Origin of the sequence: Agromyces aurantiacus (assembly GCF_016907355.1) — a bacterium.
Classification (GTDB): Bacteria; Actinomycetota; Actinomycetes; order Actinomycetales; family Microbacteriaceae; genus Agromyces; species Agromyces aurantiacus.
In genome coordinates, this window is sequence record NZ_JAFBBW010000001.1 from 3,859,476 (window position 1) to 3,884,057 (window position 24,582).

Sequence of the window (24,582 nt, forward strand, 5' to 3'; positions counted from 1 at the left end):
TCCCTCGTGGATCTCGTCGGTTCATGGTACCCGGATGGGGTATGTCACTTCCCAACGTTATACCCCCTAGGGGTATTCCACAAGCCGGCACCCACCGCAGCGCGCACGACGAAGGGCGCGTCACCCGCTCCCCCGAACGGATGCCGCGCCCTGCGAGCCGCGCCCCCTATCGCGGCGTCGCCCGCCGGATCACGAGGAATCCGGCGACGGCCCACGCCGACGCGACCGCCAGCAGGACCGTGAACCCGCCGACCAGGCCGACCGAGGCGAGCCAGGCGCCGATCCGCCCCCACGACTCGGTGAACGTCAGCAGGGCGATGATCGCGAGAATCAGGGCCATGCCGCCGAACGCCAGCGTGAGCATGCCCTTCATGCGCCACCGCATGAACACGGTCGTCACCCCAGCCCCGATGAACAGCACGAGCAACTGCAGCGCGAAGGTCGTGTAGAACGCGGTGAACCAGTCGGCACCGACGTACCAGAGCGCGTCGAACATGCCGGCGCCGATGCCCCAGCCGCCGGTGGCGCGCTCGATCATGAGCAGCGTCGCGACCACGACCGAGTACAGCACCGACGCGAGCACGAACATCAGGCTCGTGCCGAGCCAGTAGTCGCGACGCGTGGCCCCGAAGCCGAGCGCGAACGGGAACGTGTACGACACCGCCTGGACGCCGACCACGACGAGGTACCACTGCGGCGAGAGCACCGCCCAGCTGTACTGGAACCCCGTGTTCTCCATCGGCACGCCGGCGCCGTTGAGGATCAGCGCGATCACCATCGTGATCGCCCACGCGCCGCCGAGGACCATGGCCGGCACGCCGAAGAAGATCGACGGGTTCACCGTGTGCAGGCGGACGATCCGCCAGATCTCGTTCGGCCGCACGCGCGAGACGGACTGGCCGACGGGTGCGGGAGCGTTGACGACGGCGGTCATGCCGCCACCTCCTTCTCGGGCGTGCCGGTGAGTTCGGTACCGGTCAGGTGGACGATGAGCTGCTGGAGCGAGACCGCCGCGAGCTCGAGGCCGAGCTCGGCAGCCCGGGCGCGATCGGCGCGGTCGAGCCGCCCGTCGATCGTGACGGAGGCCAGTCCGCCGATGCCGTCGCGGCCGATGACGGGACGATCGGCGACGAACCGCTCGACGACCTCGCGAGGGCCGGCGACCGAGGTGGCCGAGCCGCGCACCTCCTCGGCATCGCGGTCGAGCAGGATGCGACCCTCGTCGATCAGGATGACGTGCTCCAGCAGGTTCGCGACCTCGTCGATCAGGTGCGTGGAGAGCACGACCGTGCGCGGGTGCTCCGCGTAGTCCTCGAGCAGGCGGTCGTAGAAGATGTGCCGCGCGACCGCGTCGAGTCCGAGGTAGGGCTCGTCGAAGAAGGTCAGGGGCGCCCGTGACGCCAGGCCCACGACGACCCCGACGGCCGACAGCTGGCCGCGCGAGAGCTTCTTGATGCGCCGCTTGACCGGCAGGCGGAAGTCGGCGACGAGCCGCTCGGCGAACGCGGCATCCCAGTGCTCGAAGAACCACGGCGCCGCCCGCAGTACGTGCGCCGGAGTGAAGTCCTCGGGGTAGCGCTGGGCCTCGGCGATGAAGCAGAGGCGGCGCAGCACGTCGGCGTGCTCGGCGGGCGGACGCCCGAACACCTCGAGCCGCCCCGCGTTGGGGAAGAGCTGACCGGTCAGCATCTGCATGACGGTGGTCTTGCCGGCGCCGTTGCGCCCGAGCAAGCCGTAGATCCGGCCCTCCTCGAGCGCGAGGTCGATGCCGTCGATCGCGGTGAACGACCCGTAGCGCTTCACGAGCCCCTGGGCTCGGACGACGGTGCTGGTCATGAGAGGATCCTTTCCCCGCGGAGCATGCCCGCGAGCTCGTCGACCCCGATGCCGAGCTTGGCGGCCTCGGCGATCAGGGGTCGGAGGTAGTCGGCGGCGAACTCGTCCCGCCTGCGGGCGACGAGCCGCTCGCGCGCGCCCGGCACCACGAACATGCCGACGCCGCGGCGCTTGGCGACGACGCCCTGCTCGACGAGCCGGTTGACGCCCTTCAGCGCGGTGGCGGGATTGATGCGGTGGAACGCCGCGAGTTCGTTGATCGACGGGATCGCGGCATCCTCGGCGATGGCGCCGACGACGATTTCGTTCTCGATCTGCTCCGCGATCTGGAGGAAGATCGGCCGGGTCTCGTCCATCCGGCTCCCGTCTCGAGTGGGTTGGTTAGGTACTTGAGTAACTAACCAACCAGCTCACGGAGCCCGTGTCAAGCCCTGGACGGCACCGACCGGTCAGGCGCGCGCGGGCGCGCGGCGCGACATCCGGATGCGACCCTGCGTGAGCAGGATCCCCACCATCACGACGAGGGCGCCGAGCGGCTCGTTCCACGAGAGCGGCTCGCGCAGGATCAGCACGCCGAGCAGCACGCCGACGACCGGCGTGACGTATGTCACCGTCGACGCGTTCGTCGGGCCCCACGCGCGGATCACGCCGATGTTCCACACGTACGCGAGGCCCGTGCCGAACACGCCGAGGATCGCCAGGCACACGATCACCGCGACATCCAGCCGCACCGGGCCGACGGCGAGCAGCGGCGTGAGCAGCAGCATGACCACGCCGCCCGTGCCCACCTGCAGGAACGCGAAGGTCGTCTGCGCGATCGGCCGGCCACTGAGGAACCGGCGCGTGTAGCCGAACATGACGCCGTAGCACGCGGTCGCGCCGAGGCACGCGAGCTGGCCCGCGATGCTGCCCGCGAGCGCGGCCTGCCACGGCGCGATGATGATGACGACGCCCACGATGCCGACGAGCACCCCGAACCACCGCGAGGCGTCGAGCTTCTCGACGCGGAACGCGAGCGTCGCGATGAGCGCCGTCATGATCGGCGTGGTCGCGTTGAGGATCGACGCGAGGCTCGAGGTCACCGACTGCTGCGCCCACGAGAAGAGCAGGAACGGGATGACGCAGCCCACGACGCCGATGACGAGGAAGTGCAGCCACACGATCGGCTCGCGCGGCAGCATCGGGCCGCCGTCGACCCGCGGCCGCACGGCGAGCACCACGAGCCCGAGCGTCAGCGCACCGAGTACCGTGCGCGACCACGCGACCTGGGTGAACGACACCCCCGTCAGCGCCACCGTCATGAACAGGAAGCTCGCGCCCCAGACGAGCCCGGCGCCGAGGAACTGGGCCCAGGTGCGCAGGCCGCCGGCGGCGCGACGGTCGGCGGATGCCGCGGGCGGGGCGGATGCCGCAGGCGCGGCCTGCGGCCGGGTGGCGGCGGAGTCGGTGCGCGTGTTCACCGGTTCACGGTACGTCCGCACCCGCGCCCGCCACGAGGGTTCCCGAACGCGATGTCCGGAACCCGCCGAACGTTGGCAGGAGGGCGCGCTCGCGCGGCTGCGCCGTCCCCGCCCTGTCCGCGCGGGGCGAGCCCGCCTAGGCTGGGCCGCATGACCAGCCATTTCGATGTCGTCGTCCTCGGCGCCGGCCCCGGCGGCTACGTCGCGGCCGTCCGCGCCGCGCAGCTCGGGTTGAAGACCGCCGTGATCGAGGAGAAGTACTGGGGCGGCGTGTGCCTGAACGTCGGGTGCATCCCGTCGAAGGCGCTCCTGCGCAACGCGGAGCTCGCCCACATCTTCCACGCCAAGGCCGCCGAGTTCGGCATCTCCGGCGAGGCCTCCTTCGACTACGGCGTCGCGTTCGATCGCAGCCGCAAGGTCGCCGACGGTCGCGTCAAGGGCGTGCACTTCCTCATGAAGAAGAACGGGATCACCGAGATCGACGGGCGCGGCGCGTTCCGCGACGCGAACACCATCGACGTGACCAAGGCGGACGGCACGACCGAGTCGGTCACGTTCGCGAACGCCATCATCGCGACCGGCTCGCGAGTGCGGCTGCTGCCGGGCGTCGAGCTCAGCGCCAACATCGTCACGTACGAGACCCAGATCCTCGAGCGCGAACTGCCCCGGTCGATCGCGATCGTCGGCGCGGGCGCAATCGGCATGGAGTTCGCGTACGTCATGCGCAACTACGGCGTCGACGTGACGATCATCGAGTACCTCGACCGCGCGCTGCCCAACGAGGACGTCGACGTCTCGAAGGAGATCACCAAGCAGTACCGCAAGCTCGGCGTGCCCATCCTCACCTCGACGAAGGTCGAGACGGTCGTCGACCAGGGCTCGTCGGTCACCGTGACCTACACGGGCGCCGACGGGCAGCCGGGATCGCTCGAGGTCGACCGCGTGCTCATGGCCGTCGGCTTCGCGCCGAACGTCGACGGCATCGGGCTCGAGGCGGCCGGGGTCGCGCTCACCGAGCGCGGGGCGATCGCCATCGACGACTACATGCGCACGAACGTGCGGCACATCTCGGCGATCGGCGACGTGACCGCCAAGCTCATGCTGGCGCACGTCGCCGAGGCGATGGGCGTCGTCGCGGCCGAGGCGATCGCCGGCGCCGAGACCATGCCCTTCGACGACTACCGGATGATGCCGCGCGCGACGTTCTGCCAGCCCCAGGTCGCGAGCTTCGGCCTCACCGAGCAGCAGGCGCGCGACGAGGGCTACGACGTGAAGGTCGCGACCTTCCCCTTCAGCGCGAACGGCAAGGCGCACGGCCTCGGCGAACCCACCGGGTTCGTCAAGCTCATCGCCGACGCGAAGCACCTCGAACTGCTCGGCGGCCACCTCATCGGCCCGGATGCCTCGGAGCTCCTGCCCGAGCTCACCCTCGCGCAGAAGTGGGACCTCGGCGCCCTCGAGCTCGCCCGCAACGTGCACACGCACCCGACGCTCTCGGAGGGGCTGCAGGAGGCGTTCCACGGGCTCGTGGGGCACATGATCAACATGTAGCGGATCCGGGCGGATCGTGGACACCGAGCTGTTCGTGCACTTCGCGGAGATCGCGGGCATCTTCGTGGGCTTCGGGGCGCTGATCGGGCTGCGCAGCAGGGAGGGGCTCGACCTCCACGACGTCGTCTACCTGAAGTCGGTGCTCGCGATGGGTGTGTGGGTGGTGATCTTCGCCCTCGTCCCGATCGCCGTCGAGCGCTACGGAGTCGACGGTCACCCCCTCTGGCTCTGGTGCGCCGTTGCGGCGCTCGGCATCTGGCTGATCACCGTGTTCGGCTTGAACAGCACCGCCGACCTGCGGGCCTTCAACCGGAGCCGGGACCTCGAACGTGTGGACCGGCTCTTCCCCGTGGTCGGACTCCCCCTCCACCTCGTCATCGCGGGCAGCCTCGTCGTCATCGTCATCGGGGTGTGGCCCAGTGCCGAGGAGGCGCTGTACGTGACCGCGCTGACCGCCGGCGTCGTCTTCGCCGGCTACACACTCCTCGTGAGCGTCCTGAGCCGCAGGCACGTGTCCGGCCCGGAGCGCGAGGGGTCGTAGTGGTGCGCGTCGGAGCGGCAGGCCTCGCCGATCCGGGTCTCGAAGTACGCGCGGCGTCGTCACCTCACGCCGTCGGCAGCGGGTCGTAGCAGTCGTACGCCTCGATGCGGCGGATGAGGCCATCCTCGAAGCCGAGGCTGAGGACGCTGTAGGTGTGCAGTTCCGCGCCCTCGGGCACCGCCCCGAGCGGGACCGCGAGGACCGCGTGCCACTCGAGTTGGAGGACGAGGTCGTCGCCGGACTCGACCGCGCGGACCTCGCGGTAGCGCTGCGAGCGGAGCAGCCCGACCCCCGCGGCGCTCGCCTCGATCATCGCGTCGAGGCCGCGCCGACCGACGGTCGGCGCGACCAGGCTGGGGTACTCCACCTGCTCGACGGACGGATGGAAGAACGACCGGAGCTCCTCGCCGTGCGTTCCGGACTCGAGTGCGCGCATGAGCCGGCGCGCGGTGGCGTGGTTGACGCTGGGTTCGCTCTGCATATGCACAACCTTAGTTGCACAACTTCAGTTGTCAATGCCACGCTGGGACGATGAGCGTCGATCTCCCCTCGCTGATCTCCCTGGCCGCCGGCGCCCTCGAGCAGCGCGTCCTCGATCGGCTCGCCGCCGCCGGGCACCCGGCGCTCCGCGTCGCGCACGGGTACGTCTTCCAGGTGCTCCTCGTCGGCGAGACCTCGGTGACCGAGTTGGGGCGGCGCCTCGGCATCACCCAGCAAGGGGCCTCGAAGACCGTGAGCGAACTCGAGCGCCTCGGCTACGTGGCACGCCGACCGGACCCCTCCGACGCCCGCGCCCGCCGGCTCGCCCTGACCGACCGGGCCCGAGACGCGATCGCCGTCGCACGCGACGCCAGGGCCGAGTTCGTCTCGGCCCTCGAGGCGCGGATCGGCGCGGACCGCGTGCAGGAGGCCGCGCTCGCGCTCGAGGCGGCGACGGAGCTGCTCGGCATCGATCACGACATCCGACTGCGGTCCGTCCGGATGCCGGCCGGGCAGCACTGATCGCGCGCGCCACTGATCGCGCGTGCCGTTCGAGCTCGCCCGCGTGGTGCAGACCCAGCCCGGCCCGGCCGGATGGCCGCACGACGCGTTTCGCGGGCCCGTGGGGGAGATGATGAACGTGTCATCCGCCTGCTGCGGGTGAGGACGACGGGGAGGAGAGCACGAATGAACGGGTTCCTGATCGGCCTCGGCGCGCTCATGATCGTGGTCGGCGGGGTGTGGACGCTGCAGGGCGTCGGCGTGCTGCCCGGCTCCGTCATGAGCGGCGTGGCGCTGTGGGCGTTCCTCGGGCCGATCGTCGCGCTCGCCGGCGCAGCCGTGCTCGCGTGGGGGTTCATCCGCCGACGGCGCGGCTCGAGCGGGTAGGGCGGCGGGCCGGCTCGTCGGCGCGGCGCAACGACATGCGGTCCTGTTCGACCACGGGACGCAGCGCAACGAGGGCGGATGCCGGACTCGAAGTCCGCGGCATCCGCCCCCGTCGTGCCGGCGACGAGGCCCGGGCAGGCGTTCCCGCCCCGTCGCAGTCGTTCCCGGCGGCCGCCGCTGCTTCCCGGACAGCGGCGCCCGCCGGAGCTCCTAGTGCTGCACCGCCTTCTCGGCGCCGAGGCCGGTGAGCGAGCGCACCTCCATCTCGGCCTGCTTGACCGGGTCCTCGCGGCGCTTGTCGAGCACGCTCACGATCCAGCCGAGGAGGAAGGCCAGCGGGATCGAGATGATGCCGGGGTTCGACAGCGGGAAGATCGCGAAGTCGATCGCCTCCGTCTTCAGCATCGACGTCTCGGAGCCCGAGACCACCGGCGAGAGGGCGATGAGCACGATCGCCGAGATGAGTCCGCCGTACATGCTCCAGAGGGCGCCGCGCGTCGTGAAGCCCTTCCAGAAGAGCGAGTACACGATCGTGGGCAGGTTCGCCGAGGCGGCGACCGCGAACGCGAGTGCCACGAGGAACGCGACGTTCTGGCCGTTGGCGCCGATGCCGCCGATGATCGCGACGATGCCGATGATGACCACCGTGCGGCGCGCGACCTTCACCTCGGCGCCCGGCTCGGGACTGCCCTTCTTCACGACCGACGCGTAGATGTCGTGCGCGAAGGAGGCCGCCGCGGTGATGGTGAGGCCGGCGACGACCGCGAGGATCGTCGCGAATGCGATCGCCGAGATGAGCCCGAGCAGCAGCGGGCCGCCGAGCGAGAACGCGAGCAGCGGAGCCGCCGAGTTCGGGCCGCCGGGTGCGGCAGCGATGACCTCGGGGCCCACGAGGGCCGCGGCGCCGTAGCCGAGCACGAGCGTGAACACGTAGAAGATGCCGATGAGCCAGATCGCCCAGACGACCGACTTGCGGGCCTCCTTCGCGGTGGGCACCGTGTAGAAGCGCATGAGCACGTGCGGGAGCGCGGCGGTGCCGAGCACGAGTGCGAGGCCGAGCGAGACGAAGTCGATCTTCGAGACATCCGACACGCCGTACTTCAGGCCGGGGTCGAGGATCGCCGGGTTCCCCGCCACCTCGACCGCGCGGTCGAGCAGCGACGAGAAGTTGAACCCGAACATCGCGAGCACCCAGACCGTCATGACGCCGGCGCCCGCGATGAGCAGCACCGCCTTGATGATCTGCACCCACGTGGTGCCCTTCATGCCGCCCACGAGCACGTAGAGGATCATGAGCGCGCCGACGACCGTGATGACCACGGCCTGCCCGACGCCGTCGCCGACGCCGAGCAGCAGCGAGACGAGCCCGCCCGCCCCGGCCATCTGCGCGAGCAGGTAGAAGAAGCAGACGACCAGGGTCGTGGTCGCGGCCGCGATGCGCACGGGGCGCTGCTTCAGCCGGAACGAGAGCACGTCGGCCATCGTGAACTTGCCCGTGTTGCGCAGCAGCTCGGCGACGAGCAGCAGCGCGACGAGCCACGCGACGAGGAAGCCGATCGAGTAGAGGAACCCGTCGTACCCGGTCATCGCGATCGCGCCGACGATGCCGAGGAACGACGCCGCCGAGAGGTAGTCGCCCGCGATCGCCGAGCCGTTCTGGCCGCCCGTGAAGGAGCGGCCGGCCGCGTAGTAGTCGGCCGCGGTCTTGTTGTTCCGGCTGGCCCGGAACACGATGACCATCGTGATGGCGACGAACGCGCCGAAGATCCCGATGTTGAGCCAGGGGTTGCCGGGCGAGGTGCTCGCCGCTTCGAAGTGCAGCATCAGCGGGTCACCCCCTCGCCGTTCGCCGCGAGCCGCTCGGCGAACACGCCGGTCTCGATCTCGTCGCGGATGCGCTCGGCCTGCGGGTCGAAGTGCCGGTTCGCGAAGCGCACGTACCACATGGTCACCGCGAACGTCGTGACCACCTGCGCGAGGCCGAGGAGCATGGCCACGTTGATGCTGCCGAACACGCGCGTCGACATGAAGTCGACCGCGTACACGGCCAGCAGCACGTAGGCGAAGTACCACACCAGGCACGCGCCCAGCACGGGGAAGACGAAGCTCCGGTGGGTCCGGCGGAGCTCCTGGAACTCTGGTGATTGCTGCACGGCGGGGTAGTCGACGTGGCTCAGGTCGACATCCGCGCTCTGGGCGTCGTTGCCCATGGCGTCTCTCCTTCGAGGGGGTCGCGGCCGGGGCTGGCCCCGCGCCGCTGCGGTCGCAATGCGTCCATGGTGGTCGGGCGGATGTCGCGACGGGGCGCTCGACCGTTCGTCGTCGCCGAACGGCGGGAGCGGTGCGACGAACGGCGGGCGGGCACGACGAACGACGGCGACGACGCCGGGCGCGACCTCTAGAGTGACGTGCATGCCCGAGTCGATGCTGCTCGTCGCCGCCGCCGGCGTCGTCGCGGGCGCGCTCGCGGTGGGCGTCGTGGTGCTGCTGCGGCGGCTCGTGGTGCAGTCGCGCGAGCTCGGCACGGACGCCGAGCAGGCGACCTACCAGACCCTGCACCTGGCATCCCGGGCCGCGAAGCACCTCCGGGGTGACATGACCGAGTCCGATGCGGCGCGCGCCGCGCGTCAGCTGCGCGCGATGCTCGGCGCCGACACGCTCGCGCTCGTGATGGCCGGCGGCCCGGTCGCGGTCGACGGCGACGAGACGCTCGTCGCAGCGGCCGAGCGATTGGCCGACGAGGCCGTCGCGTCGGGCCGGCCGCAGGTCGAGCGGCGCGTGCCGACCCCGTCGGGCGAGACGGATGCCGCGGCCGCGCCGATCCGCGCGGGCGACGAGGTCGTCGGGGCCGTCGTGGCCTTCGCGCCGCGCGTGCGCGCGGGCCTCGTGCGCGCGACGGGCGAGGTCGCGGAATGGGTCGCCGCGCAGGTCGAGCTCGGCGAGCTCGACGCATCCCGCGCGGCGCTCGCCGAGCTCGAGGTGCGCGCGCTGCGCGCGCAGATCAGCCCGCACTTCATCTACAACTCGCTCAACGCGATCGCGTCGTTCATCAACACCGACCCGGCGAAGGCGCGCGAGCTCGTACTCGAGTTCGCCGACTTCACGCGGTACTCGTTCCGGCGGCATGGCGACTTCACGACCGTCGCCGAGGAACTGCGCTCGATCGACTCCTACCTCGAGCTCGAGCGGGCGCGGTTCGGCGACCGGCTGAAGGTGACCCTCCAGGTGGCGCCCGAGGTGCTCTCGACCGTCATCCCGTTCCTGTCGATCCAGCCGCTCGTCGAGAACGCCGTGCGCCACGGCCTCGAGGGCAAGGAGGGCGGCGGGCGTATCACGATCACCGCCGAGGATCGCGGCGCCGATGCCGAGATCACGGTCGAGGACGACGGCGTGGGCATCGACCCCGAGGTCGTCGCCGAGGTGCTCGCGGGCGGCACGCCGGGCGAGCACGTGGGCCTGCGCAATGTCGACCTGCGCCTGCGGCAGGTGTACGGCGACGAGCACGGACTCGTCGTCGAGACGAACGTCGGTGCGGGCACGCTCGTGCGGATGCGCGTGCCGAAGTCGCAGCCCGGCCGCAGCGCGGCATCCGTCGACGTCGGCGGCCGTGGCGCGGATGGGAGACTGGTGCCGTGATCTCGGTCCTCATCGCCGACGACGAGCAGCCCGCGGTGGACGAGCTGGCGTTCCTGCTCGGCCAGGATCCCCGGATCGGCACGATCCACCGCGCGACGTCGGGCTCCGAGGCGATCCGGATCCTCACGCGCGAGCCCGTCGACGCCGCGTTCCTCGACATCCACATGCCCGGCCTCTCGGGCTTCGACCTCGCCCGGGCGCTGCAGCGCTTCGAGCACAAGCCCGCGTTCGTGTTCGTCACGGCCGACGAGGAGGGCGCGCTCGAGGCGTTCGACCTCGCCGCGGTCGACTACCTGCTGAAGCCCGTGCGCACCGAGCGGCTGCAGCGATCGGTCACGCGCATCGTCGAGGCCATGCGGCAGGCCCAGCCCGGGACGACGGATGCCGCGGCCGCGCGCCCCGAGATGATCGCCGTGACCCTCGGCGGCACCACGCGCATGATCCGCCGCGACGACGTGCGCTACGTGCAGGCGCAGGGCGACTACGCGCGCCTGCACACCGACGAGGCGAGCTACCTCGTGCGCGTCCCGATGAGCGACCTCGAACGGCAGTGGGCGGATGCCGGGTTCGTCCGTGTGCACCGGTCGTACCTCGTCGCGCTCCCCCACGTGACGCGCGTGCGGCTCGGCGGCGAACGGCCCACCGTGGTCGTCGGGCAGGCCGAGCTGCCGGTGAGCCGGAGGCTGCTGCCCGGACTGCGCGACCGGCTCGAGCAGGCGACCCCCCGGGCCCGCCCATGAGCGAGCCCGACGCGCCGGAGCCGCCCCAGCACGGCGCGCCCGGCCCTAGGGCCGACGCCGAGGACCCCGCCGCCCGGCGCCCCGAGACGCCGGCTCCGCGACCGGCGCCACCCGGGCGCGTGCGCGTGACGGCGCCGCGCACCGAGGCGGCCGCGGCATCCGCCCGCCGTTCGACGGCCCGCCGCCGCAGCTCCGCGCCCGGCGCCGGGCCGACGAGCGACGTTCAGGCCGTGTACGTGCGCTCGCTCATCCGCTCGCAGCTGCGGCTCGCGATCGTCTGCGCGGTCGCGTTCGTCGGCGCGACCGCGGTGTTCGCGATCGGCGTCGCCGCGCTGCCCGCGCTCGACGAGACGTTCGTCGCGGGCGTGCCCGTGTCGTGGCTGCTGCTCGGGCTCGGGGTCTACCCGCTCGCGATCACGGTGGCCGCCCTGTACGTGCGCGCGGCGGCGCGGAACGAGGCGCGCTACCGGGCGCTCGCGGAGGACTCGTGAACCCCGCGGTCGGCTACGCCGCGATCGCGACGGTGGCCGCGGCATCCGTGCTCATCGGGGTCTACGGCCTGCGGATCTCGCGCACGACCAGCGACTTCTACGTCGCCTCGCGCACGGTGCGACCGTGGTGGAACGCCTCGGCGATCGGCGGCGAGTACCTCTCGGCGGCGTCGTTCCTCGGCATCGCGGGGCTCATCCTGCTGACGGGCGCGTCGGCGCTGTGGTTCCCGATCGGCTATACCGCGGGCTACCTCATGCTGCTGCTGTTCGTCGCGGCGCCGCTGCGGCGCTCGGGCGCGTACACGATCCCCGACTTCACCGAGGCGCGGCTCGAGTCGGGCGCGGTGCGCCGGGTGACGAGCGTGCTCGTCGTCGTGATCGGATGGCTCTACATCGTGCCGCAGCTGCAGGGCGCGGCGCTCACGGTGCGCATCACGACGGGCCTGCCGAGCTGGGCTGGGTCGGTCGCGGTGGCCCTGCTCGTCGCGGTCGTGGTCGCCGCCGGCGGCATGCGCTCGATCACGTTCGTGCAGGCGTTCCAGTTCTGGCTGAAGCTCGCGGCGCTCGCGATCCCGGTCGTCGCCCTGCTCATCGTCACGGGCGCGGTCGAGCCCGCGCTCGCACCGTCGGCGGCCTTCCCGGCCGAGGCCGGGCCGGCCGGCCTCGAGGTGTACCGCACGGTGTCGCTCATGGTCGCCCTGCTCTTCGGCACGCTCGGCCTGCCGCACGTGCTCGTGCGCTTCTACACGAACCCGGATGGCCCGGCCGCGCGCCGCACGACGGTCATCGTGCTCGCGCTGCTCTCGGCGTTCTACCTCTTCCCCACGCTGTTCGGCCTGCTCGGCCGCTCGTTCGCGCCCGACCTGGCGAGCGCCGGCGAGGCCGACGCGCTCGTGCTCGTGCTGCCCGACCGCCTCGTTCCCGGCCTCGGCGGCCAGCTGCTCACGGCGCTCGTGATCGGCGGCGCGTTCGCGGCGTTCCTCTCGACCTCGTCGGGCCTCGTCGTCTCGGTCGCGGGCGTCATCTCGCAGGACCTCCTCGGCGGCAGCGTGCGCGGCTTCCGGATCGCCGCGTTCGCCTCGACCGCGGTGCCGCTCGCGGTCGCGCTCGCGACCGAACCGGCGGGGCTCGCGGGCAGCGTCGGGCTCGTGTTCGCGTTCACGGCGTCGACGCTCGGCCCGGTGCTCATCCTCGGCATCTGGTGGCGCGGACTCACCGCGCGCGGCGCGATCGCGGGCATGGCGACGGGCGCGCTGCTCTCCGGTGCGGCGATCCTCGGCGGAGCGCTCGTCGCGGCGTCGGCGCCCGCCATCCGCCCGCTCGTCGAGCAGCCCGCGGCATGGACGGTGCCGATCGCGGTGCTCGTGACCGTGCTGGTATCGCGCGCCGACCGACGGCGCGTGCCGCGCGGGGTCGACGCGTTCCTCGCACGCCTCCACCTGCCGGAGCGCGGCGGCGCCTGAGCTTCTCCCACGCGCCGCGCCAGGCTGCGCGATGCGGGCTGCGCGATGCAGGCCGCGCGATCGGGCCGCGCGATCGGGCCGGTGCGAAGCAGACCGCGCGATCGGGCTGGTGCGAAGCAGACTGCGCGATCAGGCTGCGCCCCGCAGGCTGCGCGATCAGGCTGCGCCATCGGGCTGGTGCGATGCAGACCGCGCGATGCGGGCTGCGCCCTGCAGGCTGCGCGATCAGGCTGCGCAATCAGGCTGCGCGATCAGGCTGCGCACTGCAGGCTGCGCACTGCGGGCTGCGCAATGCGGGTGGGGAGCGCGTGTCGCCCGCGTGTCGGCTGGCTGTGGAGCCAGACACGCGCTCCGCACCTGCGTTGCGCAGGCGCGTGAGGCGGCAGCTCGGCCGCGACCTGCGGGGAGCGGATGCCGCGCTACGGCGCCGCGACGGCGCGTGCGAGCTCGACCGGGCGCTCGCCGCGTTCGGCCAGGCGGGCCTCGAGGCCGGCCCGCACCGCGGGCCACTCGTCGGCGAGGATCGAGTACACCGCGGTGTCTCGCCACGACCCGTCGGGGCGGCGCTGCACGCGGCGGAGCACGCCCTCGAAGCGCCCGCCGAGCCGCTCGATCGCCGCGCGCGAGCGGGCGTTCAGGGCGTCGGCCTGCAGCTTCACGCGGCCGAACCCGTGGTCGAACGCGAGCCCGAGCAGCAGCAGCTTGGCCTCGGGGTTCACGGCCGTGCCCCAGACGCGCGGGTCGTAGGCGGTCCAGCCGATGTGCGCCGACTCGTTGTGCAGGTCGAGATCCCCGAGCTTCGTCCCACCCACGATCGTGCCGTCGTCGGCACCGCCCCGGAGCCGCACGGCGAACGGCAGGGCGTCGTCGGCCGGCGTGTACGAGCGCGCGAAGAACTCCGCGAACGCGTCGGCGTCGGCCGGCAGGCCCGAGGGGCCTCCGCCGAACCCGTTCGCGAACACCTCGGGCCGGCGGATGGCGCGCTCGAGCGCGACCATGTCGGCCTCGGTCATGGGCGTGAGCGTGACGAAGCGGCCGATGAGCGGCGCGGACCGTGGGCGGCGAGCGGGCATGCCCCGAGTCTCGCACGTGCGCGATGGACGGCCCATGGCCCGGAGGCGTCGAGCAGGTCGACGCTGACCCGATAACCGAATGTTGCCTGTGGAAGCGGTGCGCGCACCATCCGACGCCCGTACGATGACCCCGGAACCGCCTACCGTCGCAGAGAAGGGACCCGGGGGAAATGGGAGCACTGGACGACCTCGCCAAGAACGCGCAGGAGTTCGTGGAGCAGAACAAGGACAAGATCGACGAGGCGCTCAACAGCGAGCAGGCCGAGGACATCAGCGACAAGGTCCTCGACGCGGTCTCGGACACCGCCAAGAAGGTCCTGCCCGACGAGCACGACGCCAAGGTCGACGAGGTGCGCGCCAACATCGACAAGTCGATCGGCACCGAGCCGTAGGCCGGCACTCGATCACGTGAGAGAAGGGCGGATGCCACGCGGCATCCGCCCTTCATCGATTCCCGGGTTCGGGCGGGTTCACCCGCACAATCACGGGACTCGCGAGACCAGACCCACGGGGACGGCGCCGCACGCCGCGCGCACCACCCACCGAACCCGAGTTTGCGCGAGTGCACCCACGCAAACACGGGACTCGCGCCCGACGCACACCCGTACCGCACACCGCGTGCGCCGCACACCCACCGACTCCCGGGTTCGGGCGGGTTCACCCGCACAAACGCGGGACTCGCGAGACCAGACCCACGGCGACGGCGCCGCACGCCGCGCGCAACACCCACCGAATCCCGAGTTTGCGCGAGTGCACCCACGCAAACACGGGACTCGCGCACGACGCACACCCCGACCGCACACCGCGTCCGCCGCACACTCACCGAATCCCGGGTTCGGGCGGGTTCACCCGCACAAACACGGGACTCGAGAGACCAGACCCACGGGGACGGCGCCGCACGCCGACGGCGCCACGCGCCGCATCCGCCGCACACCCACCGAATCACGGGTTCGCGTGGGTGCACCCGCGAAAACACGGGACTCGCGCAACCGCGGGACGCGGGAACACCCCGGCCCGCACCTGCCCGCACCTACCCCCGGCGCAGCGCGGCGCGGCGCGGCGGCTCAGTCGAGCAGGTCGTGCAGCTGCACGATCTCGTCGCGGCCCGGCCCGACGCCGATCGCCGAGAACCGGGCGCCCGACATCGCCTCGAGCGCGCGCACGTAGCTCTGCGCGTTGGCGGGCAGGTCCTCGAACGAGCGCGCCCCCGAGATGTCCTCGGTCCAGCCGGGGAAGTCCTCGTACACGGGCTTCGCGTGGTGGAAGTCGGACTGCGAGACCGGCACCTCGTCGACGATCGTGCCGTCGACGTCGTACGCGACCGCGACGGGGATCCGCTCGATGCCGGTGAGCACGTCGAGCTTGGTGAGCACGAAGTCGGTCACGCCGTTGATGCGTGCGGTGTAGCGTGCGATGGGCGCGTCGTACCATCCGGTGCGCCGGCGGCGGCCCGTCGTGGTGCCGTACTCGTGGCCGGTCTCGGCGAGGAACTCGCCCCAGTGGTCGAACAGCTCGGTCGGGAACGGGCCCGAGCCGACGCGCGTGGTGTACGCCTTCACGATGCCGATGACGCGGTCGATGCGGTTCGGCGCGACGCCCGACCCGGTGACGGCGCCACCCGAGGTCGCGTTCGACGACGTCACGAAGGGGTACGTGCCGTGGTCGACGTCGAGCATGGTCGCCTGGCCGCCCTCGAAGAGCACGGTCTCGCCGGCCTCGAGCGCACGGTGCAGCAGCAGCGAGGTGTCGGTCACCATCGGGCGCAGCCGCTCGGTGTAGCTCAGCAGCTCGTCGACGACCTCGTCGACGCCGATCGCGCGCCGGTTGTAGACCTTGACGAGCAGGTGGTTCTTCTGGTCGAGGGCGCCCTCGACCTTCTGCCGCAGGATGTTCTCGTCGAAGAGGTCCTGCATGCGGATGCCGACGCGGTTGATCTTGTCGGCGTAGGTCGGGCCGATGCCGCGGCCGGTCGTGCCGATCTGGCGCTTGCCGAGGAAGCGCTCGGTGACCTTGTCGAGCGTGCGGTGGTACTGCGTGATCACGTGCGCGTTCGCGGAGATCTTCAGCTTGGACGTGTCGACGCCGCGCGACTCGAGCCCCTCGATCTCCTCGAAGAGCACCTCGATGTCGACCACGACGCCGTTCGCGATCACGGGCGTGACGCCCTTGGTGAGGATCCCGGAGGGCAGCAGGTGCAGGGCGTACTTCTCGTCGCCCACGACGACGGTGTGCCCGGCGTTGTTGCCTCCGTTGAACTTGACCACGTAGTCCAGGCGCGAGGAGAGCAGGTCGGTCGCCTTGCCCTTGCCCTCATCGCCCCACTGTGCTCCGATCAGCACGACCGCGGGCATATCAGTCCTCTCCTGCCGCGTCGGCGGCGATCGGTTCGGCGACGGGGTCGCCGGTGTGCGCCTCGGCGCCGACGGCGGGGGCGAACGCGCCCGCGCCGGCACCGACGACGGTGATGAGCTGGGTGGGCGTGAACTCCGACGCGATGCGCGCGGGCGCCTCGGGATCGGCCGCGGCGAGATCGTCGGCGGCGCGCTCGGCGCGCGCGTCGAGGCCGAGGCGCTCGGCTGCGCGGCGCTCGGCGTCGAGGGCGCGCAGGTACGCGCGGTTGGGCTCCTCGGACCACGGCACGGGCGTGCCGGGGCTCCATCCGGATGCCGCGAGCTGCTCGCGCGCGAGGTCGACGGCGACGACGGCGTACGCGAAGGCGTCGAGCGCGCGCCCCTCGGAGTCGGCGAGGTCGGCCAGCTCGGCCCAGGCGAGCGGCGACGACGGGTGCTCCGCGACGACTCCGGCGACGCGGCCCCGGTCGGCGTCGGTCAACGCCTGCCGGACCTCGGGTTCGTCGGCGAGCACCGCCTCGCCCTCCACGGGGGTCTGTTCCTGAGTCACACTCAACGGTATCGCATGGGCATTCCGCGGCCCGGGCTCAGGGGAGCCCGCGCCGTCATCCGGTGCGCACGACCGGCTGCACCCCGGCGAGCGTGGGCCCGAGTCCGAGGTCGACGAGCATCACGCGCCCAGCGACCTCGACCGCGGGTCCGGACAGCAGCCCCGCCTTCACCGCGCCCATCGTGACGGTGACATCCGCGGGCAGCACCGTCGGGTCGGGCACGCTCCCGTCGTCGGGCGAGATCCCGCTCGGCAGGTCGACGGCGACGACGAGCGGATGGCGCGGCGCGCGCCCCGCACGTGCGCCCCACTCGGGCCCGAGCCGATCGAGCACGCGCGCCACGACCTCGCGTGCACGACCCCGAAGCGCGGGGCTCGCCGCGGCGCCGATCCCGAGGATGCCGTCGACGAGCACGTCGGCCCGCTCGACGACCGCGTCGAACCCGGGGTCGGCGTCGGGGTCGAGCTCGGTCGCGCCCGCGCGGCGCGCCGCCTCGGCGCCGGCCTCGTGCAGGCGCGAGCCGACGGCGACGATCCGCACGTCGGCGCCCCGGTCGGCGAGGTGCGCGCCGGCGAAGAGCGCGTCGCCCCCGTTGTCGCCCGACCCGGCGAGCACGACGACGAGCGGGCGCGGCGCGCCATCCGTCGCCGCGCCACCGTCCGCGGGGGTAGCGTCGCGGTCGCCCGCGGCGGTCGCTTCACGGTCGCCCACCGGGCTCGCGTCGCCGTTGCCGGCGGCGTTCGCCTCGCGGTCCCCCACGGGGGTCGATTCGCGAAGCGCGGACGGCGTCGGGCCCGTCGCGCTGTCGGGAAACGACCCTCCTGGGGCGGAACCGAGCAGCCGCCCGACCTCGTCGGCGAGCGCGCGGGCCGCGCGCTGCATGAGCGGCTCGCCGGCCGCGATCAGCGGGGCCTCGGCGGCCCGCACCTGCGCGGCCGTGTAGCCCTCGCGCGGCGATGGCGCATGCGGCATGGCGGCATCGATGCTCACGCGGCCGAGCCTACGCCGCCGCGTCATCCGTTCCGAGCCGCCGCGTCATCGTGGGCGGCCGGCACGGCAGAGGGGCCGGGCCCGCAGGCCCGACCCCTCACGCTCGCGTGGTCAGCGTGTCACTTGACGACGTTGTACGCGTTGACGTTGCCGGCTCCGTAGAAGCCGTTGCGCTCGCCGCCCGTGCAGGTCGCCGGGTAGCCGGGACGCGGCTCGTAGACGCCGTCGGGGCAGTCGAGCGGCGTCGCGGTGCGCTCGAGGAACGAGGCGAGCTGGCCGGGGTTCATGCCCGGGTGCGCCGAGAGCGCGAGCGCCGCGACGCCGGCCGCGTGCGGCCCGGCCATCGAGGTGCCCTGCTTGTAGCCCCATCCGTTGCCGGTCGTGGGGCTCCACGTGGTCGACAGGACCGCGTCGGTGATGGTCGACGACGCGCCGCCCGTCCGGAAGCGCGTGTCGCCACCGGGAGCGGTCACGTCGACCACGCCCTGGCCGTACGACGAGTAGTAGCTCTTCTGCTCGGTCGGGCCGACGGCCGAGACCGTCACGACGCCGGGCGCCTCGGCGGGGAGGTCACGGCACGCGCCGGTGATGGTGCGGTCCTCGACGGGGTAGCTGCCGTCGTTGGGGCTCTCCGAGTCGACGAACTTGTGCTGCAGGTCGACGTTGCTGTTGCCGGCCGAGGCGACGGTGAGCGTGCCCTTCGACTGCGAGTAGCTCAGCGCGCGCTGCACGGCCTGCCACACCGGACGCTGGCGCGGGTCGTTCACGCAGTTGAACTCCCACGGGTCGATGAAGTAGCTGTTGTTCGTGATCGGCATGCCGTGGTCGGCGGCCCAGAGGAAACCGCAGATGGCGGCCTCGGGGTAGATGTAGCCGTCGTCGTTGACGACCTTGACCGAGGCGACCTTCACGCCGGGCGCGACGCCCGCGATGCCGACGCCGTTGATCGCCGCGGCGATGGTGCCGGCGACGTGCGTGCCGTGGTCGGAGGTCGTGGGGTTCCATGCCGCCTCGTCGGTGTCGACGACGCCGCCGATGCACGACGCGCTCTGGTCGAACGCGATCTGCGACGCGAGGTCGGGGTGCGTCGACGAGATGCCCGAGTCGAGCACGCCGACCACGACCGACGAGTCACCGGTCGTGACCGCGTGCGCTTCGGGCACGTCGATCTGCTCCATGTCCCACTGGGAGCCCCAGAGCGGCTCGGCGGTGGGATCGCCGGTGGCCTGGACGGACGACTCGTCGAGCGCCGCGACGGTCTCGTCGTCCACCAGCTCGGTGCCGAGCCCGTCGGTCGATGCGACCGACTGCACGCCGGCACCCTGCACCGCGGTCTCGAACGCCGTGTTCGTCGACGTCGCCACGAGGACGCCGATCTGGTCGTAGCTGGCGACGACGGTGCCGCCGGCTGCCGCGACGCGCTTGGCGGCCGCGGTCGTGTTCGCGCCTTGCGGCGCGAGCACGAGGTAGGTGCTCTCCGGGCCGGCCGCGGCGGCGGGCACGGCGGCAGCCGTCCCGATCAGCCCCACGGCCAGGGCGACGGCGGATGCCGCGCCGATCACCTTGTGGTTCCTCATCCTGTCTCCGTTCGGTGTGGAGTTCCCCGCCGGACGCGGTCGACCGACGGGTCCGGCCGGTCCAGTGGTTGCGACGCGACGCAGCGACGGTGGTGCCGCGCAGCCGGTAGCGGCGAGCCTATCGATGCCCCCAGTCCGAGGGATAGACCCGGCGGGCCGGCATTCGATGAGCCTTCCTCGAGGCATGGCGGAACCCCCGTCGTCTCGTGCGCATCGACGCAAGTAGGCTTGAGGCCATGTCGAAGGTCCTCACCTCCCTGCCCGCCGGCGAACGCGTCGGCATCGCCTTCTCGGGAGGTCTCGACACCTCCGTGGCGGTCGCGTGGATGCGTGAGAAGGGCGCCATCCCCTGCACCTACACCGCCGACCTCGGCCAGCCCGACGAGCCCGACGTCGAGGCCGTGCCGGGCCGCGCGCTCGAGTACGGCGCCGAGCTCAGCCGCCTCGTCGACGTGAAGACCGCGCTCGTCGAGGAGGGCCTCGTCGCGCTGCAGTGCGGCGCGTTCCACATCCGCTCCGGCGGCAAGACGTACTTCAACACCACGCCCCTCGGTCGCGCGGTCACGGGCACGCTGCTCGTGCGCGCCATGATGGAGGACGGCGTCGACATCTGGGGCGATGGGTCGACCTACAAGGGCAACGACATCGAGCGGTTCTACCGCTACGGCCTCATGGCCAACCCCCGCCTGCGCATCTACAAGCCGTGGCTCGACAGCGCGTTCGTCACCGAGCTCGGTGGCCGCACCGAGATGAGCGAGTGGATGCAGTCGCGCGACCTGCCCTATCGGGCCTCGGTCGAGAAGGCGTACTCGACCGACGCGAACATCTGGGGCGCCACGCACGAGGCGAAGAAGCTCGAAGACCTCGACGCGGGCATCACCATCGTGGAGCCCATCATGGGCGTGCGCTTCTGGGATGAGTCGGTCGCGATTCCGGCCGAGGATGTCGCGGTCCGCTACGAGCAGGGCCGCCCCGTCGCGCTCAACGGCGTCGAGTTCGACGACCCGGTCGAGCTCGTGCTTGAGGCGAACCGCATCGGCGGGCGCCACGGCCTCGGCATGAGCGACCAGATCGAGAACCGCATCATCGAGGCGAAGTCGCGCGGCATCTACGAGGCGCCCGGCATGGCGCTGCTGCACATCACGTACGAGCGGCTGCTCAACGCGATCCACAACGAGGACACGATCGCCAACTACCACCAGGAGGGCCGTCGCCTGGGCCGCCTGATGTACGAGGGCCGCTGGCTCGACCCGCAGTCGCTCATGCTGCGCGAGTCCATCCAGCGCTGGGTCGGCTCGGCCGTGACGGGCGAGGTCACGCTGCGCCTGCGCCGCGGCGACGACTACACGATCCTGAACACCGAGGGTCCCGCGCTCAGCTACCACCCCGAGAAGCTCTCGATGGAGCGCGTCGGCGACCAGGCCTTCGGCCCGGAGGACCGCATCGGCCAGCTCACGATGCGCAACCTCGACATCGCCGACTCGCGAGCGCGCCTCGAGCAGTACGCGCAGCTCGGCATCGTGGGCGGCGCGACCGCACAGCTCGTGGGTGAGATCGCGTCGGGACAGGCCGCGCAGATCGCGGCGGGCGAGGCGACGACCGAGCTCGGCGTCGAGACGGATGCCGCGAACGAGGCCGCCGCGTTCGACCTCGGCACCGACTGAGCCGAAGGTCCTGACACCGGCGCGCGCCCGGTGCGATACTCGGGCATCGGCCGCACGCACCGACCCCCGGGCTGCGGGACGCAGACCTTCGGGGAGGGCGCGATGACCGTGCAGCTGTGGGCTCGAGCGAGGACCCGCGCGTGAGCGGCGGCGAGTGGACGGCGGTCATCGGCGGCATCGCCATCCTTCTCGACTGGATCATCCGCATCGTCGCGCTCGTGATCATCCCGCGCGACCGCAAGCCGACCGCGGCCATGGCGTGGCTGCTCGCGATCTTCCTGATCCCCTTCGTGGGCATCGTCCTCTACCTGTTGATCGGCAACATCCGGCTGCCGAAGCAGCGGATGGCGCGCCAGCAGGCGGCCGACCGGATGATCGCCGAGCGGGCGGCGGGCGTCGACCTCGTGGCCGATCACGACGCGTGGCCGGACTGGTTCGCGTCGACGGTCGCCCAGAACACGCGCCTCACGGGACTCCCCGTCACGTCGGGCAATCGCGCGAGGCTGATCGACGACTACCAGGGGTCGATCGACGCGATGGCGGCGGATGTCGCGACCGCGACCCGATTCGTGCACGTCGAGTTCTTCATCGTCGCGTTCGACGACACGACCCGCGACTTCTTCGCGGCGATGGAGGCGGCCGTGCGGCGCGGCGTGAAGGTGCGGCTGCTCATGGACCACATCGCCTCGGGCAAGGTGCCGCTGCACAAGGCCACGGTGGCCGAGCTCGACCGGATCGGCGTCGAGTGGCACTACCTGCTGCCGGTGCGGCCGTTCAAGGGCCAGTGGCAACGACCCGACCTGCGCAACCACCGCAAGATCGTGGTGGTCGACGGCGTGGTCGGCCACATGGGCTCGCAGAACCTGATCGATCGCACGTACGACTCGCCGAAGAACGTCAAGCGCGGGCTGATGTGGCAGGAGCTCGTCGCGCGCGTCACGGGCCCGGCGGTCGCCGAGCTGAACGCCGTGTTCCGCTCCGACTGGTACGCCGAGACGGGCGAGGTGCTCGGCGAAGAATGGAACACGCCCGCGACCGCCATCCCGGTCGCCACCGGGCCCGATGCACTCGACTGCCAGGTGGTCCCGAGCGGTCCGGCGTTCGAGAGCGAGAACAACCTCCGGCAGTTTCTGACGCTCGTGAACTCGGCGCAGGAGCGGGTCATCATCACGAGTCCGTACTTCGTGCCCGACGAGGCGATGGTCTACGCGATCACCTCGGCGAAGCTCCGCGGCCTCGACGTGCAGCTGTTCGTGTCGGAGATCGGCGACCAGGGCGGCGTCTGGCACGCGCAGCGGTCGTACTACCGGGCGCTCCTGACGGCGGGCGTGCGGATCTTCCTCTACCCGGGGCCCTACATCCTGCACGCCAAGCACCTCTCGATCGACGACGACGTCGCGGTCATCGGGTCGAGCAACATGGACATCCGCTCATTCGCACTGAACTTCGAGGTCACGCTGCTCGTGCGAGGGGCGTCGTTCGTGGCCGACATGCGCGAGGTCGAGGCGAAGTACCGCGAGCTGGGCCGTGAACTCACGCTCGAGGAGTGGGAGCGCGAGCCCGCGAGTGCGACGTTCCTCGACGGGATCGCGCGGCTCACCTCGGCCCTGCAGTAGGCGAGCGCGACCCCGCCCGGCCCCGCTCCGCAGCGAGCAACGAGGCTGGGCGTTCGCCGAGCGTCGGGCAGAACTTGCACACTGATGTGCAAGTTCGTCGTAGGCTGGTCGCATGCCGTCCGTCACCGACGCGGGCCGTCGCGTGCCACGTCGGGACGCGGCCGAGAACCGCGAAGCCCTGCTCACCGCCGCCGTCGGCGTGCTCGCCGCGACGCCCGACGCGTCGCTCGAGGCCATCGCCACGGCCGCCGGGCTCAGCCGGCGCGCGCTCTACGGGCACTTCGCCAACCGCGACGAGCTGATCGTCGCGCTCATCGAGCGCGGCGCCCAGCGCCTCAACCTCGCCGCCGTCGGCACCGACCACCCCGACGCCCCGGCCGCGATCGCGCTGCTCGGCGCCCGGCTGTGGGACGCGGTCGAGCACGTCCGCGTCCTCGCGCAGGTCGCGCTGCGCCCGCCGTACGTCGACCGGGTCGCCTCGGCGCTCGCGCCGGTGCGCGCCCGCCTGGCCGAGCTCGTCGAGCGCGGCGCCGCCGACGGCACGGTGCGCGGCGACATCCGCCCTCCTGTGCTCGCGCGCCTCATCGAGGAGTCGGCGATCGCCGTGCTCGAGGAGGCGGCACGGAGCGACCTGGCCGACGCCGAGGGCCGGCGACTCGTCGTGCTCGCCGTGCTCGGCACCGCGGGCCTGTCCTGGCGCGAGGCGGGCGCGCTCGTCGCGACCACCCCCGAACTCACCACTGCACCGACCGAGGAACCATGAGGATCGATCTGCGCGGCGTCGCCAAGGGACGCCGGGGCACCGCGCTGCCCGCCACCACCGTCGCCTTCGAGTCGGGGCGCGCGACGCTCGCGACCGCCGAGACCGAGCAGCGCCCCACGGTGCTCGGCCTGCTCGCGTCGGGCCGGATGCGGCCCGACGCCGGCAGCGTCGAGATCGACGGTCGAGCGGATGCCTCGGACCTCCGCCGCCGCGTCGCGCTCGTCGACGCGCCCGGCGTCTCCGATCCCGCCCCGAACGTGACCGTCGCGGGCGTCGCGGCCGAGGAGCTGATGTTCGCGGGCATCCCCTCGAACCCGATCTCGGTCGCGCGCTGGCTCGGCGACCTCGGTCTCGCGGACCTCGCACGCACGCCCATCGCCGACGTGGAGCCGGGGCCGCGACTGCGACTGCTGACCGAGCTCGCGCTCCTGCGCGACGGCGTCGAGGGCCTCGTCATCGTGGCACCCGACCGGCACGGCGGCACGCCCGACGCCTGGTGGGGCCTCGCGCGCGGACTCGCCGGGCGCGGGTACGCGGTGCTCGTCGTCGCGGGCGATGCCGCGGCGTCGGCGATCGCGGCATCCGACCTGCTCGACCGGCTCGCCGGCGCCGACGCTGACGCCGACGACGCCGACGACGCGCTCGCGCTCGCCGAAGGGGGCCTGGCGTGAAGGTCCCGCAGATGATCGCCGCCGAGCTCCGCCGCCTCACCTCGACGCGCATGTCGGTGCTCGCGCTGCTCGCGCTGCTCGCGGTGCCCGTGCTCTACGGCGGCCTCTACCTCTGGGCCAACCAGGACCCGTACGCGAAGTTCCCCGACGTGCCCGTCGCGCTCGTCGTCGAGGACGAGGGCACGCCGGCGACCGGCGACCAGCCCGCGCGCAACGTCGGCGACGAGGTGGCGGACCAGC

The 24,582-nt window shown here is 72.2% G+C and carries 25 protein-coding genes and 1 pseudogene; 14 read left to right on the plus strand and 12 right to left on the minus strand.

The features are described 5' to 3' along the window. Nucleotides 1-166 precede the first annotated feature (166 nt). From JOD46_RS18255 to JOD46_RS18270, 4 genes are all read right to left on the minus strand, one after another. Nucleotides 167-934, minus strand: coding sequence for a hypothetical protein (locus JOD46_RS18255; RefSeq protein WP_204395969.1), 768 nt, complete (start codon nucleotides 932-934; stop codon nucleotides 167-169). After that, nucleotides 931-1,836, minus strand: a complete 906-nt coding sequence (locus JOD46_RS18260) for an ABC transporter ATP-binding protein (RefSeq protein WP_204395970.1) — start codon at nucleotides 1,834-1,836, stop codon at nucleotides 931-933. The genes JOD46_RS18255 and JOD46_RS18260 overlap by 4 nt, the downstream gene beginning before the upstream one ends. Beyond that, complete coding sequence (locus JOD46_RS18265) at nucleotides 1,833-2,192, minus strand: GntR family transcriptional regulator (protein ID WP_204395974.1); 360 nt, start codon at nucleotides 2,190-2,192, stop codon at nucleotides 1,833-1,835. Before JOD46_RS18265 ends, JOD46_RS18260 begins: the two co-directional genes overlap by 4 nt. Nucleotides 2,193-2,285: 93 nt before the next feature. Continuing rightward, nucleotides 2,286-3,296, minus strand: coding sequence for a DMT family transporter (locus JOD46_RS18270; RefSeq protein ID WP_307835094.1), 1,011 nt, complete (start codon nucleotides 3,294-3,296; stop codon nucleotides 2,286-2,288). Nucleotides 3,297-3,446: 150 nt separating this feature from the next. Between JOD46_RS18270 and lpdA the strand changes: the two genes are divergently transcribed. Together lpdA and JOD46_RS18280 are read left to right on the plus strand one after the other, a co-directional pair. Beyond that, nucleotides 3,447-4,847 carry a dihydrolipoyl dehydrogenase gene (gene lpdA, locus JOD46_RS18275; RefSeq protein ID WP_204395976.1) on the plus strand — a complete coding sequence of 467 codons (1,401 nt, stop codon included), beginning with the start codon at nucleotides 3,447-3,449 and terminating at the stop codon, nucleotides 4,845-4,847. A 16-nt stretch (nucleotides 4,848-4,863) separates the two neighbouring features. Next, on the plus strand, nucleotides 4,864-5,388 hold the full coding sequence (locus JOD46_RS18280) for a hypothetical protein (RefSeq protein ID WP_204395978.1): 525 nt from the start codon (nucleotides 4,864-4,866) through the stop codon (nucleotides 5,386-5,388). 64 nt (nucleotides 5,389-5,452) lie between these two features. Here the strand turns inward: JOD46_RS18280 and JOD46_RS18285 are convergent, their stop codons facing one another. Continuing rightward, the gene (locus JOD46_RS18285; protein WP_204395979.1) at nucleotides 5,453-5,869 is read right to left on the minus strand and encodes a nuclear transport factor 2 family protein; all 417 of its coding nucleotides are present in this window, start codon (nucleotides 5,867-5,869) and stop codon (nucleotides 5,453-5,455) included. A gap of 50 nt (nucleotides 5,870-5,919) precedes the next feature. On the opposite strand from JOD46_RS18285, the gene JOD46_RS18290 reads away from it, so the two are divergent. Both JOD46_RS18290 and JOD46_RS18295 read left to right on the plus strand, forming a co-directional pair. After that, nucleotides 5,920-6,390 carry a MarR family winged helix-turn-helix transcriptional regulator gene (locus tag JOD46_RS18290; RefSeq protein WP_204395980.1) on the plus strand — a complete coding sequence of 157 codons (471 nt, stop codon included), beginning with the start codon at nucleotides 5,920-5,922 and terminating at the stop codon, nucleotides 6,388-6,390. A gap of 165 nt (nucleotides 6,391-6,555) precedes the next feature. Continuing rightward, nucleotides 6,556-6,756, plus strand: coding sequence for a hypothetical protein (locus JOD46_RS18295; protein WP_204395981.1), 201 nt, complete (start codon nucleotides 6,556-6,558; stop codon nucleotides 6,754-6,756). A gap of 210 nt (nucleotides 6,757-6,966) precedes the next feature. On the opposite strand, the gene JOD46_RS18300 is transcribed toward JOD46_RS18295, so the two are convergent. Together JOD46_RS18300 and JOD46_RS18305 are read right to left on the minus strand one after the other, a co-directional pair. Continuing rightward, on the minus strand, nucleotides 6,967-8,580 hold the full coding sequence (locus JOD46_RS18300; protein WP_204395982.1) for a monocarboxylic acid transporter: 1,614 nt from the start codon (nucleotides 8,578-8,580) through the stop codon (nucleotides 6,967-6,969). After that, nucleotides 8,580-8,966 carry a DUF485 domain-containing protein gene (locus JOD46_RS18305; RefSeq protein ID WP_204395984.1) on the minus strand — a complete coding sequence of 129 codons (387 nt, stop codon included), beginning with the start codon at nucleotides 8,964-8,966 and terminating at the stop codon, nucleotides 8,580-8,582. Before JOD46_RS18305 ends, JOD46_RS18300 begins: the two co-directional genes overlap by 1 nt. Before the next feature lie 202 nt (nucleotides 8,967-9,168). Here JOD46_RS18305 and JOD46_RS18310 point away from each other — a divergent pair, with 202 nt between their 5' ends. From JOD46_RS18310 to JOD46_RS18325, 4 genes are read left to right on the plus strand one after another with little or no spacing between them, the layout of a single operon-like run. Then, nucleotides 9,169-10,392: a sensor histidine kinase gene (locus JOD46_RS18310; protein ID WP_204395985.1), complete on the plus strand. Its 1,224-nt coding sequence runs from the start codon at nucleotides 9,169-9,171 to the stop codon at nucleotides 10,390-10,392. Continuing rightward, entirely contained in the window at nucleotides 10,389-11,132 is a 744-nt protein-coding gene (locus JOD46_RS18315) for a LytR/AlgR family response regulator transcription factor (RefSeq protein ID WP_204395987.1), read from the plus strand. Before JOD46_RS18310 ends, JOD46_RS18315 begins: the two co-directional genes overlap by 4 nt. Continuing rightward, entirely contained in the window at nucleotides 11,129-11,623 is a 495-nt protein-coding gene (locus tag JOD46_RS18320) for a DUF485 domain-containing protein (protein ID WP_239562887.1), read from the plus strand. The genes JOD46_RS18315 and JOD46_RS18320 overlap by 4 nt, the downstream gene beginning before the upstream one ends. Continuing rightward, on the plus strand, nucleotides 11,620-13,086 hold the full coding sequence (locus tag JOD46_RS18325; protein WP_204395990.1) for a sodium/solute symporter: 1,467 nt from the start codon (nucleotides 11,620-11,622) through the stop codon (nucleotides 13,084-13,086). Before JOD46_RS18320 ends, JOD46_RS18325 begins: the two co-directional genes overlap by 4 nt. A 419-nt stretch (nucleotides 13,087-13,505) precedes the next feature. Here JOD46_RS18325 and JOD46_RS18330 read toward each other — a convergent pair whose 3' ends face one another. Beyond that, a complete protein-coding gene (locus JOD46_RS18330; RefSeq protein ID WP_204395992.1) occupies nucleotides 13,506-14,159 on the minus strand; it encodes a GNAT family N-acetyltransferase in 654 nt (217 codons plus the stop codon). 170 nt (nucleotides 14,160-14,329) lie between these two features. Between JOD46_RS18330 and JOD46_RS18335 the strand changes: the two genes are divergently transcribed. Then, nucleotides 14,330-14,551 (plus strand): Rv0909 family putative TA system antitoxin, encoded by a 222-nt coding sequence (locus tag JOD46_RS18335; RefSeq protein WP_204395994.1) that lies wholly within the window; start codon nucleotides 14,330-14,332, stop codon nucleotides 14,549-14,551. Nucleotides 14,552-15,223: 672 nt separating this feature from the next. Here JOD46_RS18335 and JOD46_RS18340 read toward each other — a convergent pair. The 4 genes from JOD46_RS18340 to JOD46_RS18355 form a co-directional block, all read right to left on the minus strand. Then, nucleotides 15,224-16,510 carry an adenylosuccinate synthase gene (locus JOD46_RS18340; RefSeq protein ID WP_204395996.1) on the minus strand — a complete coding sequence of 429 codons (1,287 nt, stop codon included), beginning with the start codon at nucleotides 16,508-16,510 and terminating at the stop codon, nucleotides 15,224-15,226. A gap of 1 nt (nucleotide 16,511) precedes the next feature. Next, nucleotides 16,512-17,060 carry a DUF3151 family protein gene (locus tag JOD46_RS18345; RefSeq protein ID WP_307835095.1) on the minus strand — a complete coding sequence of 183 codons (549 nt, stop codon included), beginning with the start codon at nucleotides 17,058-17,060 and terminating at the stop codon, nucleotides 16,512-16,514. A 55-nt stretch (nucleotides 17,061-17,115) separates the two neighbouring features. Beyond that, nucleotides 17,116-18,051 (minus strand): NAD(P)H-hydrate epimerase, encoded by a 936-nt coding sequence (locus JOD46_RS18350; protein ID WP_204396006.1) that lies wholly within the window; start codon nucleotides 18,049-18,051, stop codon nucleotides 17,116-17,118. 119 nt (nucleotides 18,052-18,170) lie between these two features. After that, nucleotides 18,171-19,628, minus strand: coding sequence for a S8 family peptidase (locus JOD46_RS18355; protein ID WP_204396007.1), 1,458 nt, complete (start codon nucleotides 19,626-19,628; stop codon nucleotides 18,171-18,173). Between the two features lie 236 nt (nucleotides 19,629-19,864). Between JOD46_RS18355 and argG the strand changes: the two genes are divergently transcribed. The 5 genes and pseudogenes from argG to JOD46_RS18380 form a co-directional block, all read left to right on the plus strand. Further along, complete coding sequence (gene argG / locus JOD46_RS18360; RefSeq protein WP_204396017.1) at nucleotides 19,865-21,292, plus strand: argininosuccinate synthase; 1,428 nt, start codon at nucleotides 19,865-19,867, stop codon at nucleotides 21,290-21,292. 140 nt (nucleotides 21,293-21,432) lie between these two features. Next, on the plus strand, nucleotides 21,433-22,908 hold the full coding sequence (gene cls, locus JOD46_RS18365; protein ID WP_204396865.1) for a cardiolipin synthase: 1,476 nt from the start codon (nucleotides 21,433-21,435) through the stop codon (nucleotides 22,906-22,908). Between the two features lie 112 nt (nucleotides 22,909-23,020). Next, nucleotides 23,021-23,671 (plus strand): TetR/AcrR family transcriptional regulator, encoded by a 651-nt coding sequence (locus JOD46_RS18370; RefSeq protein ID WP_204396022.1) that lies wholly within the window; start codon nucleotides 23,021-23,023, stop codon nucleotides 23,669-23,671. Then, nucleotides 23,668-24,342 carry a hypothetical protein gene (locus tag JOD46_RS18375; RefSeq protein WP_204396025.1) on the plus strand — a complete coding sequence of 225 codons (675 nt, stop codon included), beginning with the start codon at nucleotides 23,668-23,670 and terminating at the stop codon, nucleotides 24,340-24,342. The genes JOD46_RS18370 and JOD46_RS18375 overlap by 4 nt, the downstream gene beginning before the upstream one ends. Next, nucleotides 24,339-24,582 (plus strand): annotated as a pseudogene (locus JOD46_RS18380) (YhgE/Pip domain-containing protein); the annotation flags it as partial. The gene JOD46_RS18375 and the pseudogene JOD46_RS18380, both read left to right, overlap by 4 nt.